At 69.1% G+C, this 15,427-nt stretch carries 12 protein-coding genes and 1 tRNA gene; 3 read left to right on the top strand and 10 right to left on the bottom strand.

Annotated features, from left to right (window positions below; genetic code table 11):
• Nucleotides 1–72: 72 nt before the first annotated feature.
• The 5 genes from ACN469_RS30250 to ACN469_RS30230 all read right to left on the bottom strand — a co-directional run bounded on the left by ACN469_RS30250 (nt 73) and on the right by ACN469_RS30230 (nt 6,605).
• Nucleotides 73–1,041: a hydroxymethylglutaryl-CoA lyase gene (locus ACN469_RS30250; protein ID WP_498773435.1), complete on the bottom strand. Its 969-nt coding sequence runs from the start codon at nt 1,039–1,041 to the stop codon at nt 73–75.
• Nucleotides 1,034–1,762: a class I SAM-dependent methyltransferase gene (locus ACN469_RS30245; RefSeq protein ID WP_498773433.1), complete on the bottom strand. Its 729-nt coding sequence runs from the start codon at nt 1,760–1,762 to the stop codon at nt 1,034–1,036. Before ACN469_RS30245 ends, ACN469_RS30250 begins: the two co-directional genes overlap by 8 nt.
• A gap of 122 nt (nt 1,763–1,884) precedes the next feature.
• Nucleotides 1,885–3,078, bottom strand: coding sequence for a methionine aminotransferase (locus tag ACN469_RS30240; protein WP_498773431.1), 1,194 nt, complete (start codon nt 3,076–3,078; stop codon nt 1,885–1,887).
• Between the two features lie 39 nt (nt 3,079–3,117).
• Nucleotides 3,118–4,083 carry a phosphatase PAP2 family protein gene (locus ACN469_RS30235; protein ID WP_498773484.1) on the bottom strand — a complete coding sequence of 322 codons (966 nt, stop codon included), beginning with the start codon at nt 4,081–4,083 and terminating at the stop codon, nt 3,118–3,120.
• Nucleotides 4,084–4,088: 5 nt separating this feature from the next.
• Entirely contained in the window at nt 4,089–6,605 is a 2,517-nt protein-coding gene (locus ACN469_RS30230) for an efflux RND transporter permease subunit (RefSeq protein WP_498773429.1), read from the bottom strand.
• Between the two features lie 432 nt (nt 6,606–7,037).
• Here ACN469_RS30230 and ACN469_RS30225 point away from each other — a divergent pair, with 432 nt between their 5' ends.
• The 3 genes from ACN469_RS30225 to ACN469_RS30215 are packed head-to-tail and all read left to right on the top strand — an operon-like array spanning nt 7,038 to nt 10,796.
• Nucleotides 7,038–8,585: an aminotransferase class I/II-fold pyridoxal phosphate-dependent enzyme gene (locus ACN469_RS30225; protein WP_498773427.1), complete on the top strand. Its 1,548-nt coding sequence runs from the start codon at nt 7,038–7,040 to the stop codon at nt 8,583–8,585.
• A 6-nt stretch (nt 8,586–8,591) separates the two neighbouring features.
• Entirely contained in the window at nt 8,592–9,773 is a 1,182-nt protein-coding gene (locus tag ACN469_RS30220) for an N-acetyltransferase (RefSeq protein ID WP_498773425.1), read from the top strand.
• A 21-nt stretch (nt 9,774–9,794) separates the two neighbouring features.
• Nucleotides 9,795–10,796: an NAD-dependent epimerase/dehydratase family protein gene (locus tag ACN469_RS30215; RefSeq protein WP_498773423.1), complete on the top strand. Its 1,002-nt coding sequence runs from the start codon at nt 9,795–9,797 to the stop codon at nt 10,794–10,796.
• 76 nt (nt 10,797–10,872) lie between these two features.
• Here ACN469_RS30215 and ACN469_RS30210 read toward each other — a convergent pair whose 3' ends face one another.
• The 5 genes from ACN469_RS30210 to ACN469_RS30190 all read right to left on the bottom strand — a co-directional run bounded on the left by ACN469_RS30210 (nt 10,873) and on the right by ACN469_RS30190 (nt 15,325).
• Complete coding sequence (locus tag ACN469_RS30210; RefSeq protein WP_498773421.1) at nt 10,873–11,511, bottom strand: MlaC/ttg2D family ABC transporter substrate-binding protein; 639 nt, start codon at nt 11,509–11,511, stop codon at nt 10,873–10,875.
• A 54-nt stretch (nt 11,512–11,565) separates the two neighbouring features.
• Entirely contained in the window at nt 11,566–13,350 is a 1,785-nt protein-coding gene (locus ACN469_RS30205; protein ID WP_498773419.1) for a TolC family protein, read from the bottom strand.
• Nucleotides 13,351–13,453: 103 nt separating this feature from the next.
• Nucleotides 13,454–13,526 (bottom strand) — tRNA-Ala (locus ACN469_RS30200).
• A 54-nt stretch (nt 13,527–13,580) separates the two neighbouring features.
• On the bottom strand, nt 13,581–13,982 hold the full coding sequence (locus ACN469_RS30195; protein WP_498773417.1) for a hypothetical protein: 402 nt from the start codon (nt 13,980–13,982) through the stop codon (nt 13,581–13,583).
• A gap of 56 nt (nt 13,983–14,038) precedes the next feature.
• Entirely contained in the window at nt 14,039–15,325 is a 1,287-nt protein-coding gene (locus ACN469_RS30190; protein ID WP_498773483.1) for an RsmB/NOP family class I SAM-dependent RNA methyltransferase, read from the bottom strand.
• Nucleotides 15,326–15,427: the final 102 nt, after the last annotated feature.

The following is a 15,427-nucleotide window of genomic DNA, read 5'->3' as shown; positions in this document are numbered from 1 at the left end:
TGCTACCTCTCGCGGATCGGCAGCCCCGGGCGTCCTCCGATTGAAAGCCCGGGGACGCCGCACAGGGTTGGCTCAGGTCTGCGCGCGGCGGGAGGCCTTCTTCTCGCGCTCGCCCAGCGCGGCCTGCAGGTACTTGCCCGCGAGCTTCCGGCCGATGAGCTCCTGGGCAATCTCCCCGGCCTCCACCAGTCGGTCCAGGTTGATGCCGGTGTCCACGCCCATGCCGTGGAACATGAAGACGGCGTCCTCGGTGGCCAGGTTGCCAGCGGCCCCGGGGGCATAGGGGCAGCCGCCCAGCCCGCCGATGCTCGCGTCGAAGGTCGTCACTCCCGCGGACAGGCCCACCAGCGAGTTGGCGAGCGCGGTGCCTCGGGTGTCGTGGAGGTGCAGCGCCAGTTGCTCCACGGGCAGGTGCTTGAGGAGCGCCTCGAGGATCTCCTCCGTCTGCCGGGGCGTGCCCACGCCAATCGTGTCGCCGAGGCTGAGCTGGTAGATGCCCGCGTCCACCAGGTACCGGCAGATGTCCACCACGCGCTCCACCGGGACGTGGCCCTCGTAGGGGCAGCCCCACACGGTGGACAGGTAGCCGCGCACGCGCATCCCCGCCTGGAGCGCCGCGGACGTCACCTCACGCGCGCCCGCCATGGCCTCGGCGATGCTCTTGTTGATGTTCTTCTTGGAGTGGGCCTCGGACGCGGAGATGAACACCGCCGCTTCCTGCAGCCCCGCCTCCTTCGCGCGCTCCAGCCCCTTGAGGTTGGGCACCAGCGCGGAGAACACCACGCCCTCGCGACGCCCCACCAGCCGCAGCAACTCCTCCGCGTCCGCGAGCTGGGGAATCCACTTGGGTGACACGAACGACGTCACCTCGATGCGCTTCTCGCCGGCCGTCACGAGGGCGTCGATGAGCCGCGCCTTGTCCTTCGTGGGCAGCGTGCGCAGCTCGTTCTGGAGTCCGTCCCGAGGGCCGACTTCATACACGTCCACCCGCTTCGGCAGCTGGCTCAGCAGGGTTCCACGCGCTCGTGAATTCTCAGCCATCTCGCAGCACCGCTCCCACAATCAGGTCGGCAGACAGATGCGTCAGCGGCTCGCCATCGAGCCCGCCGTGCACCCAGGAGATTGAAAACCCCGTGCTTTCCAACAGCCCGGCCAGATCCGCAAGGGGATAGTAACGAATGGCGTAGGACGCGGAGAGGACGCGCCCGTCCGGGAGCGTGAGCTTTCTGCGTCCCACGTCGCGTCCCGTCACCACGTCGAAGTGACTCTCCTCGTCCAGCACGCCACCGCCGGGAAGCCCACGCTGGAACGCGGCGCCCGGTGACGCAGCCAGTCGTTCGTGGGGCACCGTCTGGAACACCAGTCGCCCTCCCCGGCGCATCGCTCGCGCCAGCTCCCGGAGGATGTGTACGTGCTCCTCGTCCGTGAAGGCGAACAGCGTGGAATACCACGCGTATGCACCCGACAGACTCCCCTCCCGAAAGGGCAAGGCCCTCAAGTCGCCGCGCACCACGGGGAAGCCGGGGCGTCGCATCGCCAGCGAGAGCGCGTCCTTCTCCAAGCCGATGACGCGGCCCGCCAAGGGACCCGAGGCCTGGAGCCGCGAGGCATGGCGACCATGGCCGCAGCCCAGGTCCACCACGGGCCCGGAGCCGGGGACGTCGGCGAACACGCGCGACAGGTAGTCCACCTCCCTCGCCGTGACGGACTCGGAGAGGAAGGGCAACGTGCTGCGCAGGTACAGCTCGCCGAAGAAGTCCACGGACGCACGCGGCGGCCGGGAAGTGCCGGGCCGCCCTCCTGCGAGGGGATGTAGCAACCGCGTCCATGGCTCGCAACGCGCACGGCCCCAAGCATGAGTGGCACGCCCGAGGCATGACACCGTCAGCGTCGAGGAGACAGCTTCGCGCGCAGGCGGCGCACCGCCTCGTCCAGCACCGCGTCCGTCTTGCAGAACGCGAAGCGTGCGAGCCCGTGCCCCAGGTGCCGGTGCTCGGGCCCATAGAAGACACTCGGAGGAATGGCCGCGACGCCCACCTCCGATACGAGGTGACGGCAGAAGGCCACGTCGTCGGCGAAGCCGAAGCCCCGGATGTCCGCGAGGATGAAGTAGCTGCCGTCCGGCGTGTATGCCGGCAACCCCGCCTCGCGCAGCCCGGCGAGCAGCCGCTCCCGTCTCGCCAGGTAGGTCGCCGCCAGTTCCTCGAAGTACGCGTCCGGCAGGCGGAGCGCCGCCGCCATGGCCGCCTGGAAGGGAGACGCCGTGGCGAAGGTCACGAACTGGTGCGCGCGCTGAATCGCATCGCGGAGCGCGGGCGGCGCGATGACCCAGCCCACCTTCCAGCCCGTGAGGCTGAACGTCTTGCCGCCGCTGCTCACCGTCACCGTCCGGTCCGCGAGCGACGGCACCGTGGCGGGCCGCACGTGGCGCGCGGGAGCGAAGGTGATGTGCTCGTAGACTTCGTCGGACAGCACCTTCACGTCATGCTCGGCGCACAGCGCGCCGATGCGCTCCAGTTCCTCGCGGGTGAAGACCTTGCCCGTGGGGTTGTGTGGCGTGTTCAGGATGAGCAGCCGCGTGCGCGGACCGAAGGCCGCGCGCAGTTCGTCCCAGTCGAACCACCACTGCGCATGCGCCTCGTCCGGGGGCCGCAGGGGCACCCAGCGCGCGGTGGCGCCGACGAAGGTGATGTTGGCGTCGTACGAGTCGTAGAACGGCTCGAAGGCCACCACCTCGTCACCCGGGTCCACCAGCCCCAGAATCACATCGAGGATGGCCTCGGTGGCGCCGCTCGTCACGGTCACCATGGTGTCCGGGTCCACCGTCTGCCCGTAGAAGCGCGCGGAGTGCTCGGCGATGGCCACCCGCAAGTCCCGGGCGCCCGCGCTCATGGCGTACTGGTTGACGCCGTCGCGGATGGCCTTCTGGGCGGCCTCCTTCACGGCGTCCGGCCCGTCGAAGTCGGGGAACCCCTGCCCCAGATTCACGGCGCCATGCTTCTGCGCCAGGGCGCTGAACTCCGAGAAGACGGTGGTGCCGAACCGGGACACGCGCTGCGACAACACGGGCCTGGACATGGGGGCTCCTGGCGGCCGGCGTCAGTCGCCGGACCGGGCTCAGGGGCGCAAGATAGCGTCGACCGGGACGGAACGCGCGGCCCTCTCGCTCTCGCGCTGACGAGCGGCTCGGGACAAGGCCGCGGCCATGCCCACCACCACCATCACCAGCGGCACCGCGCAGAGAAGGTCCGTGGCGTAGTGGAAGCGCCCGGCCAGCGTCGCGACGATGAGGCCGATGCCCGGCAGCAACATCACCCAGAACAGCTTCCGGGAGAACCGCCACGAGTAGAACAGCACCACCAGCGTGGTGCCGGTGTGGCCCGACGGGAAGCAGTCCCGCCCGAACAGCGGCCGGCGCATGATGGAGTCCAGCATCGGCGTCAGCGTGCCCTGCAGGGGCGCGGCGAATGAGTCGATGAGGAAGTAGCGCGGCCCCACCGCGGGCACCAGCGAGTACGCCGAGTAGTTGAAGATGAAGAGCAGGCCCAGGCCCAACAGGTACTCGTCGAACTCCGCCGAGGCCCCGCGCGCGCGGCGGTACAGGCCAATGCCCAGCACCAGCGGCCACACGAAGTGGCCGTAGTAGCAGACCATCAGCACGTCGTTGAGCCAGGGCGGCACCAGGTGCGAGAGCACCACCGCCGGCTGGAGCCCGAACATGCGCTGGTCCGCCGCCACGAGCTGCGCGTCCCGCAGGAACGGGTTGAGCGTGTCCACCACCGGCGACAGCCACGAGTGCGTCAGCACCGCCACGGGCAGCAGCCAGAAGTCAGCGATGACGGTCAGCCAGCGCTGGCGAGGGAACCAGGACTCCAGCGTCCGCAGCACCAGCGGACCTGCGGCCATGGAGGCGAACAGCCCCGCGTTGGGAATGGCTTGCGGCGCCCACCTGCCCGGCCCGAGCAGCACCAGGGCGCCGAGCGAGCACGCAATCACGATGATGAGGTCCACCGCCCCCAGCCGGACCTGCGCATCACGAGGGCCGTTGACGGGGCTGGAGCCACGGAGGCTCTGGAAGGTCACGTGACTCACGCCGATTTCCGCTCCGCCGATGGCGCGGCGTTCTGGCCGGCCATGTCGAGTTCGAGACTCCGGACGACGGCGCCCTCCCGCACGACCGAGCCCTTCCTCTCCTTCCAGCGCTCCAAGAGAGCGAGCAGCGCGGGGAAGAAGACCGTGGTCCCCAAAAAGGTGCACACGACCCCAAGTAGCGCAATCTGTCCGATGCTGCGCAGGCCCTGGTGGTTGGCCACGAGCAGCGCGCCGTAACCGGCCGCGTTCGACAGCGTGGCCACCACGGCCGCCAGCCCCGTGTGCCGCACCACCTTGCCGAGCGAGCCGGGGCCCTCCTCCTCGTACCGGTGATACAGGTGGATGGAGTTGTCCACGGCGATGGCCAGGAGATTCGGCAGCACCACGGCGTTGATGAAGTTGAGCTGCACGTCGAACAGGTACATGCCGCCCGCCAGGCACGTCATGCCCAGGAACAGCGGCCCCGTCACCAGCAGCGCGCGCTTCAGGCTGCGCAGGCTCAGCAGGATGACGAAGAACACCACCGCCGCCGCGGCGCCGAGGATGAGCGAGCCGTCCCCCTGAACCAGCGCGAAGATGCGCGCGGCGATGCGGTTGCTGTCCAGCACCGACAGCTCCACGCCCCGCGCCGTCGCGCCCTCCACCACTTGGTCAATCTGCGCGGCCCAGCGCTTCAAGTCCGCCGTGTCGTAGTTGGACACCGATGGGAACAAGAGCAGGAAGGTGCCCTGGCCATCGGTGGCCAGGAAGCGATGGCGCACCTCCGCCGGCAGCGAGTCCATGCCATACGGCTTCGCCTCCACCATCTGCTCGAAGTCCTTCAGGCGCGGGTCCTCGCGCGCCGCCTCGGGCAGGCCCTGGAGCAGCGTCCGGATGCCGGAGATCTCCTTCTGCCGGCGCTCCAGGTCCCCAGGCACCAGGTCGTTCAAGGACGTGGTGCGCAGGAACACGGAGTCGGCGCCGTTGCGCTGCTTCACCTCCGCGATGACCTCTTCCACCTTCGCCGCCTGGGTCAGGTCATCGACCAGGAAGATGGCTGGATTGAGCGGCTGCCCGAGCTGCTCGGTGACGTGGTCATCCAGCCGCGAAGCTGGCGAGTCGCCTTTGAGCTTGCGCATGTCCGTCTCGAACCCCAGGCGCGGGGCGATGGAGACGGAGAACGCGGCGAAGCCGACCACCGCCAGGGCGATCAGCGCGATGACCGACGTGGGCCAGCGCCGCCACTCGCGCGCCGGAGTCGGAGGGGCCACCGCCGCGGCCTGAACGACCTCCGTGGACTCAGGCTCGCTGTCCTTGCGCGCGGGGCGCAGCCGCTCCGCGATGGCCAGCAGCGACGGGCCCAGCGCATAGGCCGCGAAGACGGCGAGCAGCACGCCCAGGCCCGCCAGGAAGCCGAACTGGTTGAAGGCGTGGAACTGGGCCAGGAGCAGCACGAAGAAGGCCGCCGCGTTCGTCACCGCGGAGGTGAGCGCGCCGCTGAACGTGCCGCGCACCGCCGTGGCCAGCGCGTCGCGCGCCGAGCGCGTCCGCCGCTCCTCCCAGTAGCGCATGCACAGGTGCACGCCGTACTCGATGCCCAGGCCGATGAGGATGGCGACCAGGAAGCCCGTCACCACGTTGAGGTGGCCGATGGCGAGCTGCGCGACGCCGAACGTCACCAGCAGGCCGACGACGACGGGCACTCCGACGACGGCCAGCGCGGCGATGCGCCGGGTGGCCAGCAGGATGAGCCCTATCGCGATGAGCGCGGACAGCGTGCCGGCGCGGGACAAGTCACCGCGCATCACCGCGTCCTCTTCGATTCGGTTCTGGAAGTTGCCCGTGGCCTCCAGCTTCACGTCCGGGAAGCGCTCCGAGGCCAGCGTCCGGCCGGTGCCCATGGCCAGCTCCACGAAGCGGCGCGCGAAGGACAAATCGCCCGCCGTCCCCATGGGCTTGAGCATGAGGTAGACCTCGGTCCCGTCCGCGTTGGCCAGGTACTCGTTCACCGGCGCGTTGGGCGAGTGCTTGCGGGCAATCTCCTCGAACGTGGGCGGCGGAGGCGTGGCCCCCAGGTCGATGTAGAAGGGATTGGCCTGCTGCCGCTCGTAGCGCACCCGCGCCGCCAGCTCCGTGCGCAGCTCCACCAGCTTCTCCGCGGGCAGCAAGAGCAGCCCGTGACGGCGGAAGAACTCCACGTCGTAGTTGTGCTCGACGTAGCGGACCTCCGGCAGCGCCTCCAGCCGCGATTTCAGCTCGCTCGCGTAAGCCTTCAGCCGCTCCGGCGTGTCTCCCTTCGCGACGATGACCAGGTACCCGTCCCCACCCGCCTTCTGCGACACGCGTGTCAGGTCCTGGACTTCACGGGCACCCTGCGGGAGCAGCTCCACGAATGAGCCACGAAACTCCAACCGCGACGCCAGTGCCATACCCCCGGCGGCCAGCAATGCGCAGATCAGCAGCACGTACCAGGGCCGGGAGACCGCCGTCTGGATGAACCCCTCGAACCACCGTTGCCGCAGAGACCTGGCCACCGTCCACTCCTCGATGAAGGCCGGGCATAGCAAATTCCCGGCCACTCTTGGCCCCCGCAAACAACGGGCCGCAGGAAAGCCTTCCGCCCGTCATTCAGGTGCCGCCGGACGTGCGGCCGAGTACACACGGTGCTTTCCATTATCCACTGGAAGACGGTGTGGAGCGGCGGGGTGCCACCAAAGCGATGGTGCTGTCAAGGCATGGACCTCAAAGGGACTCTCGCATGGGACTCAAGCGACAGTCCGCGCCTTGACACTGTCCCTCGGCCTCTTTATTCACCGCCCCGCGTCCCCCGAGGGAGGTCGACGGACGCAAGGTTGCCCCCGGCTCGGAATGAGCCCTGCATGGTGAGCGGCGACCGGAGTTCGTATCCGCCTGACAGGCGACAAACCCTCCCCCGACGCAGACATACAGAAAGACCACAGAACACCATGAGCGACGTCTTCGACAAGTGCAGCAACTGGAAGGACTACCGCATCGCGAAGGCCACCGGCCTCTACCCCTATTTCCGCGTCATCGAGGCGTCGCACGGCGCCACGGAAGTGGAGATCGAGGGCAAGCGGGTGATCATGGTCGGTTCCAACAACTACCTCGGTCTGTCCGCGGATCCGCGCGTGAAGGAAGCGGCGATCAAGGCGACGGAGAAGTTCGGTACGACGTGCTCGGGCTCGCGACTGTTGAACGGCACGCTGGCGCTGCATGAGGAGTTGGAGGGACGGCTGGCGAAGTTCCTCAACCGCGAGTCGGCGCTGGTCATCTCCACGGGCTTCCAGACGAACCTGGCGCTGGCGTCGATCCTCGGCCGGCACGACATCGTCTTCAGCGACCGGCAGAACCACGCGTCGCTGGTGGACGGCATCCGTCTGTCCTTCGCCACCGAGCGCAAGTTCCGCCACAACGACATGGACCACCTGGAGCAGCTCCTGTCCCAGGCGGATCCGAACGCGGGGAAGATCATCATCACCGACGGCGTCTTCTCCATGGAGGGAGACGTCTGCAACCTGCCGCGCATCACCGAGCTGGCGAAGCAGTACAACGCCCGGGTGATGACGGATGACGCGCACGCGATGGGCGTGCTGGGCGAGAAGGGCCGGGGCACCTCGGAGTACTTCGGCCTGGAGAAGGAGACGGACCTCGTCATGGGGACGTTCTCCAAGAGCTTCGCGTCGCTGGGCGGCGTGCTGTCCGGTCCGTTCGACGTCATCAACTACATCCGTCACAAGTCCCGCTCGGTCATCTTCTCCGCGTCCATGACGCCGGCGTCCATCGCCTCGGCGCTCAAGGCGCTGGAGATCATCGAGGCGGAGCCGCAGCGCCGTGCGCGCCTCCTGGACATCGCGGAGAAGATGCACAACGGCTTCCGCGCCATGGGCTTTGACACCGGCGTCTCGGTGTCGCCCGTGGTTCCGGTGCACATCGGCGACCAGGTGAAGTGTTTCCGCTTCTGGCGCGCGCTGCACGAGGCGGGCGTCTTCGCCAACCCGGTGATTCCGCCGGCGGTGGAGGCGGGCCACGCGCTCATCCGCACCTCGTACATGGCCACGCACACCGACGCGCAGTTGGATCGGGTGCTGGACACCTTCGAGACCATCGGCCGCAAGCTGGGCGTGATTCCGGAGACGCGCCCCTCGGTGTACGAGCCGGTGCAGATCGCCCGCCCGGGCACGTCCGTGCGCTCCAACAAGGCGAGCGAGAAGTGGGCGGCGGGCTCCGCCGGACTGCTCGCGGACAAGGGTGGCATCACCCTGGAGCAGCTCCAGCGCATGTCGTCGCGCGAGGTGGCCGGGAAGATCTTCGACGCGGTGGAGCAGCTCACCTGGCGCGCGGCCAACCTCCAGCCGGAGGACCTGCGTCAGCTCCGCTCCGCGCCCATGAAGCTGTGGGAGAAGCGCGGCACGCTGCCCGGCCTCCTCCTGGAGAAGGGCGCCCACTTCTTCATGCGCAACGGCACCGACGGCAACCCCGCCGAGAGGTCCTGATCCACCATGGCCCTCCCCGCCGAGCAGCCCGCGACGCAGCCTGTCCTCCCTCCCCTTCCCTCGGACGTCCTGGTGACGCCCGTGCGGGGTGCCTCGGCGCGGATGACGTTCATCCGCTTCCCTTCCTCGCTGTACGCGGGTGATCCGAACTGGGTTCCGCCGCTGGAGATGGAGCGCAAGGACTTCCTGGACACGAAGAAGAACCCCTTCTTCGAGTACGGCGAGGTGGAGCTGTTCCTCGCCCGGAGGGGCCAGGAGGTGGTGGGCCGCATCGCCGCCATCCGCAACCCGCGCCACCAGGAGATCCACGGCACCAAGGAGGGCTTCTTCGGCCTCTTCGAGTGCGTGAATGACGCGGGCGTCGCGCGGCTGCTACTGGACGCGGCGGGGGCGTGGCTGAAGCAGCGCGGGCTGGACTCCATGCTCGGGCCGGCCAACTTCTCGTCCAACCAGGACTGGGGCCTGCTCATCGAGGGGCACGACGCGCCGCCGGCCGTCATGATGCCGTACAACCCGCCCTACTACGCCACGCTGCTGGAGGCGTGCGGGCTGGTGAAGGCGAAGGACCTGTTCGCCTACGAGCTGTCAGCGTCCGCGGAGCCGCCGGAGAAGGTGGTGCGCATCGCGGAGAAGATGCGCCAGCGCGAGGGAATCACGGTGCGCGCGGTGAACCTCAAGGACTTCGCCAACGAAGTCGATCGCATCCGCGACATCTACAACTCGGCCTGGGAGAAGAACTGGGGCTTCGTGCCCTTCACGGACCGGGAGTTCGACCACCTGGCCAAGGACATGAAGACCATCGTCCGGCCGGAGCTGGTGCTCATCGCCGAGGTGAAGGGCGAGCCTGTTGCCTTCTCCATGACGCTGCCGGACGCCAACCACGCGCTCAAGGCCGCCAACGGGCGCCTGACGACGTTCGGCCTGCCCATCGGCCTGGTGAAGCTGGCGCTCGCCTCGCGAAGCATCCGCCGCCTGCGGCTCATCACCCTCGGAATCAAGGAGGGCTACCGACGCCGAGGGCTGGACGCCATCCTGTACCTGGACACGCTGCGCACCGCGCACCGGCTCGGGTACTCCGGTGGAGAGATCTCCTGGACGCTCGAGGACAACCACCTCGTCAACCGCGCCATCGAGTCGATGGGCGGCCAGCGCTCCAAGGCGTACCGTATCTACCAGCGCCCGCTGTAACCCTCCTCCTGGAGTCTCCACGTGCGCTTCCTCCTCACCGGTGGCACTGGCTTCATCGGCCAGCGGCTCGCGAGCCGTATCGTCGAGCGAGGTGACTCGCTCACCGCGCTTGTGCGCCAAAGCTCTCGTCGCGATGCGCTCGCGGCGCTCGGCGCGAAGTTCGCCGTGGGAGATTTGACGACGGGAGAGGGGCTGGCCGAGGCCGTGCGCGACGTCGACTGCGTCCTGCACCTGGCCGGCGTCACCAAGGCCCGGGAGCCCGCGGGCTACTTCGAGGGCAACGCGAATGGCACCCGCCGCGTCGCGGAGGCCATGGCGTCGCTCCCCCGCCCTCCCCGGCTCGTCTACTGCTCGTCGCTGGCCGCCGCGGGGCCGTCCACGCCCGAGCGCCCGCGCCGTGAGGAAGACCCTCCGGCGCCCGTCTCCATCTATGGCCGCAGCAAGCTGGGCGGCGAGGACGCCGTGCGCGAGCTGGCGGACCGGGTGCCCTCCGTCATCGTCCGGCCTCCCATGGTCTACGGCCCGGGTGACGTGGAGTTCATCCCCTCCGTGATTCCCATGGCGGAGCGAGGGCTGGCGCTCAAGAGCGGCTTCGGGCCCAAGCGCTACTCGCTCATCCACGTGGATGACCTGAACACCGCGCTGCTCGCGGCGGCCGAGCGAGGCCCCACGCTGGACAAGGCGGACCCGGCGCGCGGCGTGTACACCGTGTCCGACGGCGTCGAGTACACCTGGGAGGAGCTGTGCGCCGCGGTGGCCCAGGCCCTGGGACGCAAGGCGCCCACCGTGCTGCCGGTGCCCGACAGCGTGGGCTACATGATTGGCCTGGGCTCCGAGGTCATCGCCCGGCTGCGCGGAATCACCCCCATCCTCAACCGCGACAAGGTGCGGGAGATGACCTGCGCCGCGTGGACCTGCAGCACCGAGCGCGCCTCTCGCGAGCTGGGCTTCCTGCCCACCATCTCCCTGGCCCAGGGACTCGTCGGGACGCTCGCGTCGTACCAGCAGCTCGCGCGCACCTGAAATGACGAAGGCCGAGGCCCCTCGCATGGGAGCCCCGGCCTCGAAGTGTCTCGGGTGATGCGAGGTCCGACTCAGCTCACTTCGTCGGGCCGGCCGAGCCGCCCGTCGCCGAGCCCGCTGCTCCGGAGGCACCCTTGGCGGAGTTGGCGGCGTTCTCCTTTTCCAACTGAGCCCGCTTGGTCTTCAAGGTGGAGAGCAGGCCGTCGAAGCCCTTGGTGCTCAGCAGCTTCTGGAACTGGCCCTTGTACGTGTCCACGAGGGACACCTCGTCGGTGACGACGTCGTAGATGCGCCAGTCGCTCTTCGCGCCCGTCGTCTTGTAGAGGCGGTAGTCGACGGGAATCTGGTCCTTCTTGAGGGTGAGCGTCGTGTTGACGGTGGCCTCGGCGCCCTTGATGGACTCCTCGCCGTACTTCACGTCGGCCTGGGCCTGGCCGATGGCCTTCTGGGCGTAGGAGGCGCGCAGGAGCCCCGTCATCGTCTCGGAGAAGTCCTTGCGCTGGGCGGGCGTGAGCGAGGCCCACGTCTTGTCTCCGAGGGCGCGCTTCGCCAGCTCCTGGAAGTCGACGAACTTCTCGACGACGGTGGCGAGGGATTCAACGGTGGCGCCGGGCGCGTTGGCGGCCTTCTGCACATCCGCGTTCCCGGACTTCACGACTGAGAGGGGACCAGGCGCCGCGGCAAGCAGGGTGGCGGCAAGCAGGGAAGCAATCATGGCTTTTCGACTCCGTGAAGGAGGACGGTACAGCGGACAGACGCGGCGCCCCGATTATTCACCTGGGGCGGGTGGCGTCCCCGTGACACGGGCGAGGGCCGCCATTCCCAACCGGACGTCGAACCAGCTCTTCGACCGGTCGCCTGTAACCTGCGCATAGGCCGTGAAGGCGTCCACCAAATCGCGCGTTTCTCCCGTTCCCAGGTCGAAGGCCGCGAACGCGGCGGTGACCCAGCGACGCGCGCTCTTCTCCGCGTCCGTGAAGGCCTTGGCGCGGGCCCACGCTGCCACCAGCTCGCCGTGCACCTTCGTCACTTCCAGGCGGATGCCGGCGTGGATCTGCTTCTCCTGCGCGCGCAGCTTGTCGAGCTCCGCCCGCGCCTGATCCAACTGCGCATCCTTGATGGGGATGTCGAACGTCCCGCGCACCACCAGGCCCAGGCCGGCGGTGCGATCATTGTACGGGTCATACGCGAAGGGGCTTCGCTGCCGCGTGGCGCTGGTGGTGAAGCGCACGTCGTAGAAGCCCGCCAGGCCCAGGTCCGGGAAGTAGGCCCGCTCGCGAATGAGCACTTCGGACTCGCGAGCGACGATGCCGGCGGCGATGGCGGTCAGCTCCGGCCGGTACTGCTCGGCCAGCGCCAGCGCCCGCTCCAGTGAGGGGGGCTGTATCTCGGACTCGGGCGCCAGGTCCTCCTCGACGATGTCCACCGCCGCGCCCGGGGCCGCGTTGGCCAGCACGCCGATGGCAGTCATCGCGAGCGCGCGACCCTGGATGGCGTTCGCCTTCTGCGCCTCGACAATCTGGCGGAAGAAGCGGACCTTGTACGTGTCCACCTGGGACACCTGCGGGGACTCTTCCTTGAGGAGCCCGGCGATGCGCTCGGCGGCGTCCTCCAGTCGCTTGGACACGTCCTCGAGCTGCTGCACGCCGGAGCGCGCGAGCTGGTAGCTGAAGTACGCCTGCGCGGCCTGGAAGCCCGCCTCGTCCCGGGCGCGCTCACGCAGCGCAGCGCCGAGGATGGGCCCCTGCGCGCCGGCCTTCTCCAGCGCCGTCAGCTTGCCGAACGTGTAGAGCGGCAGCACGGCGTTGCCAGAGGAGAACACGGTGATTCCGACCCTGCCGAGGTTGGTGTCGCCCTCGAGGGATGCCTCGGTGGTGGGGGGCCCGCCGAGGCCGTCGTTGCGCGCCTCGGGCACCGGGCCTCCCGCGCCCACGGAGATCTCGAACTTGGGGAACCACGCCCACCGCGCCTGCTTGTAGAGCGCCTCGAACTTGCGCAGCTCGGCGCTCGCCTCCTCCACGCGGGAGTCCGTCGTGCGAGCACGCTCCACCAGCTGCGCCAGGGTCAGGGGCGCGGCCTTGGCCGGCGGCGCCTCCGAGTCCGGCACCTGCGCCACGCCCTCCTTGGCTTGCTGAGCCTCGCGCGCCGTCTCTCGCATGGGCGCCGGAGACACCGTGCGGCCTCCCGAGGGATTCGTCGAGGTGTCCACCGTCTCCGGTGCAATCGTCGGCGGCCCGGGCGGCAGGCTCGTGCCACTTCCCGAGCCTGTCGTCGGAGAGGGCCCTTGCGGCGCGGAGGTGCTCGGCGTGGTGGGGGCCGTGGTCCCCGTGCCGGGCGTGGGAGTGGGCGTGGGCGTGGAGCTTCCCGTCCCCGTTCCCGACTGGCCGCTGGTTCCCGTTCCGGTGGTACCGGTGGTCGAGCCGCCGGTGGTCCCCGTCGTTCCTGGCGTCGCGCCACCACCCTGCCCCGCGGAGCCTGGTGTGAACTGGGCGGCTGACAGCCCCGCCGTGAGCACCAGCGCTACTGTCACGCCTCGATCCAGGTGTCTGCGCATGGCTCGACCTCTCGCAGGCCCCATATCCGAGAAGGCCACGACGAACCCATCGGAAACGAAAAAGGCCCGCCAGGTTTCCCGGGCGGGCCTTCCTACTTCAGAGTGGAGCTAACCGGGATCGAACCGGTGACCTCTTGAATGCCATTCAAGCGCTCTCCCAGCTGAGCTATAGCCCCGTCTTTTGCTGCTGGCCGCCTTGGGTCGCGGCCGACGTCGAAAGTGGGTGCCTTCTACCGTTTCTTGTTCCCAGGGCCAAGAACTGTTTGAGGCTTCGGTGCGTTTTTTCCAACCCTCAACCGCTCGGCGACCTCTTCACCTTCCCGGAGGATATCGGTGAGCTCGCGAGCATGCGCCTCGGCTGCCTGCTCGGCCGCTTCGATGCCCTTGAGCGCGGACGCGAAGCCCGCGGGGAGCTCCAGCTTGCCCTTCTGGATCTGCCGGTAGACCAGGTCGCCCAGCTCCTTGAGAGCACGGTCCTTCTGGTCCTTCAGCACGGTGGCCTTGGCGTTCGCGCGAGCCAGGTCGGTGTTGCGCTCCACCGCCTCGCGCAGCTGCGCCAGACGGGCCTGCGCCGCCTCGAAGGCCTCGTTGATCTGCTTCACCACATCGGACTGCTTCGAGTCGGCCGCCACGTGGGTGTCACCCCTTGAAGAACCAAGACTGGCGTAGCGTGTGGGCTCGTGGACTGTCAACCCTGCCCCGTCGTCCGGCGCAGCCTCGCGGCGAAGAACCCGCCCCCCGGTACACGCGGCGGCAGGGCCTTGAGGTACGGCCCGTGAGCAGCGAGCGCGGCCCGTTCCGCTCCGAGCACGTCAGAGACAGGCTCCAAAGTGAACTCCGGGTGCTTCGCGAGGAAGCCCTCGACGACGACCTCGTCCTCGTCCGGCAACACCGAGCAGGTCGCGTAGACGATGAGCGCTCCGGGCTTGGCTTGCCGGGAGACCTCCTCCAGCAGCTCGGATTGCGTCGTCTGGTACTTGGCGATCTCCTGCGCGGTGAGCTTCCACTTCTGATCCGGCTCGCGCGCCAGCGAGCCCGTGCCGCTGCACGGCGCGTCGATGAGCAGCACGTCCGCGTCGGACAGGGGCAAGGGATGGGGGAAGGCCACCTGCCGCAGCGAGAAGTGACGCACCCGCTCGCGGGCCTCGGCCAGCCGGCGGCGGGAGCGGTCTCCCGCGAGCACCCGGCCCGAAGGACCGACGAAGTCCGCCAGCGCCAGCGTCTTGCCGCCCGCGCCCGCGCAGACATCCGCCACGGTGAGGCCCGTCAGCGAACCGCCCGCCGGACGGCAGACCTCTGAAATCAGCTGGCTGCCCACGTCCTGAACCTGGAGCCGCCCCGTCTTCATCATCCGCGTCTCGAAGACGCGATGGCTCGCATCCACCACGCGCACCGCGTCCGGCGCGGCGAGCACCGCCTCCGCGGCGACGCCCTCCTCCACCAACGCCGCCAGGACTTCATCCCGCGTGCCCGGAGGCCTGACGCGGAAGTGCAGGCCCGGCTCCTCGTCGAGCGAAGAGAGCAGTCCCTCCAGCGTGGCTTCGTCCGGGTACGCCTGCGCCAGCTTCTGCACCAGCCAGTTGGGGAACGAGTACCGGATGGCGAGCCGCTCCACGTGGGAGTCCGGCAGCGGCGCCTCGGGCAGCGCCGACTCCACCACCTTCTGGAGCACCTCGTCCTTCAGGGTGCGCGGCCTCATGGGCCCCGGCAGTCGCACCTCGGGGCCGATGCGCGCCCAGGTCTCACCACAGAAGACTCGCCGCCACAGCGCGTACCGCACCAGGGCCTGGTCCTCCACCATCACCAGCTTTCCCGGCGGGTGGCCCAGGAGCTTCGCCGCCAGGTCCAAGAGGCGTTGGTGTCGGGACAGCTCGCGCACGACGAGCGCGGCGAAGCGTCGCTCCTGGCCTCCGAGCCCATCCGCGTCCCGCAGCGCATTGGCCAGCGCGGCCTTCAGTGGATCTCCCCGCAGCACCGCGATGTGCGCTTCCAGCGCCGCCGTCGCCGCCCTCCGCGAGGGACGACCGAGACGTGCCGCATCATGCGGAGTTGTAGGCCAAACAGTGTCCACGGGTGC

Origin of the sequence: Corallococcus terminator, assembly GCF_049194865.1 — a bacterium.
GTDB lineage: Bacteria > Myxococcota > Myxococcia > Myxococcales > Myxococcaceae > Myxococcus > Myxococcus terminator_A.
Note: the sequence above shows the minus strand (reverse complement) of the source record. Positions and strands in the feature narration are given on the sequence as shown.

What these genes read in the sequence shown, in the direction of transcription:
- ACN469_RS30250 (WP_498773435.1), bottom strand. Translation starts at nt 1,041, where the DNA reads ATGGCTGAGAATTCACGAGCGCGTGGAACCCTGCTGAGCCAGCTGCCG.
- ACN469_RS30240 (WP_498773431.1), bottom strand. Translation starts at nt 3,078, where the DNA reads ATGTCCAGGCCCGTGTTGTCGCAGCGCGTGTCCCGGTTCGGCACCACC.
- ACN469_RS30225 (WP_498773427.1), top strand. Translation starts at nt 7,038, where the DNA reads ATGAGCGACGTCTTCGACAAGTGCAGCAACTGGAAGGACTACCGCATC.
- ACN469_RS30220 (WP_498773425.1), top strand. Translation starts at nt 8,592, where the DNA reads ATGGCCCTCCCCGCCGAGCAGCCCGCGACGCAGCCTGTCCTCCCTCCC.
- ACN469_RS30210 (WP_498773421.1), bottom strand. Translation starts at nt 11,511, where the DNA reads ATGATTGCTTCCCTGCTTGCCGCCACCCTGCTTGCCGCGGCGCCTGGT.
- ACN469_RS30205 (WP_498773419.1), bottom strand. Translation starts at nt 13,350, where the DNA reads ATGCGCAGACACCTGGATCGAGGCGTGACAGTAGCGCTGGTGCTCACG.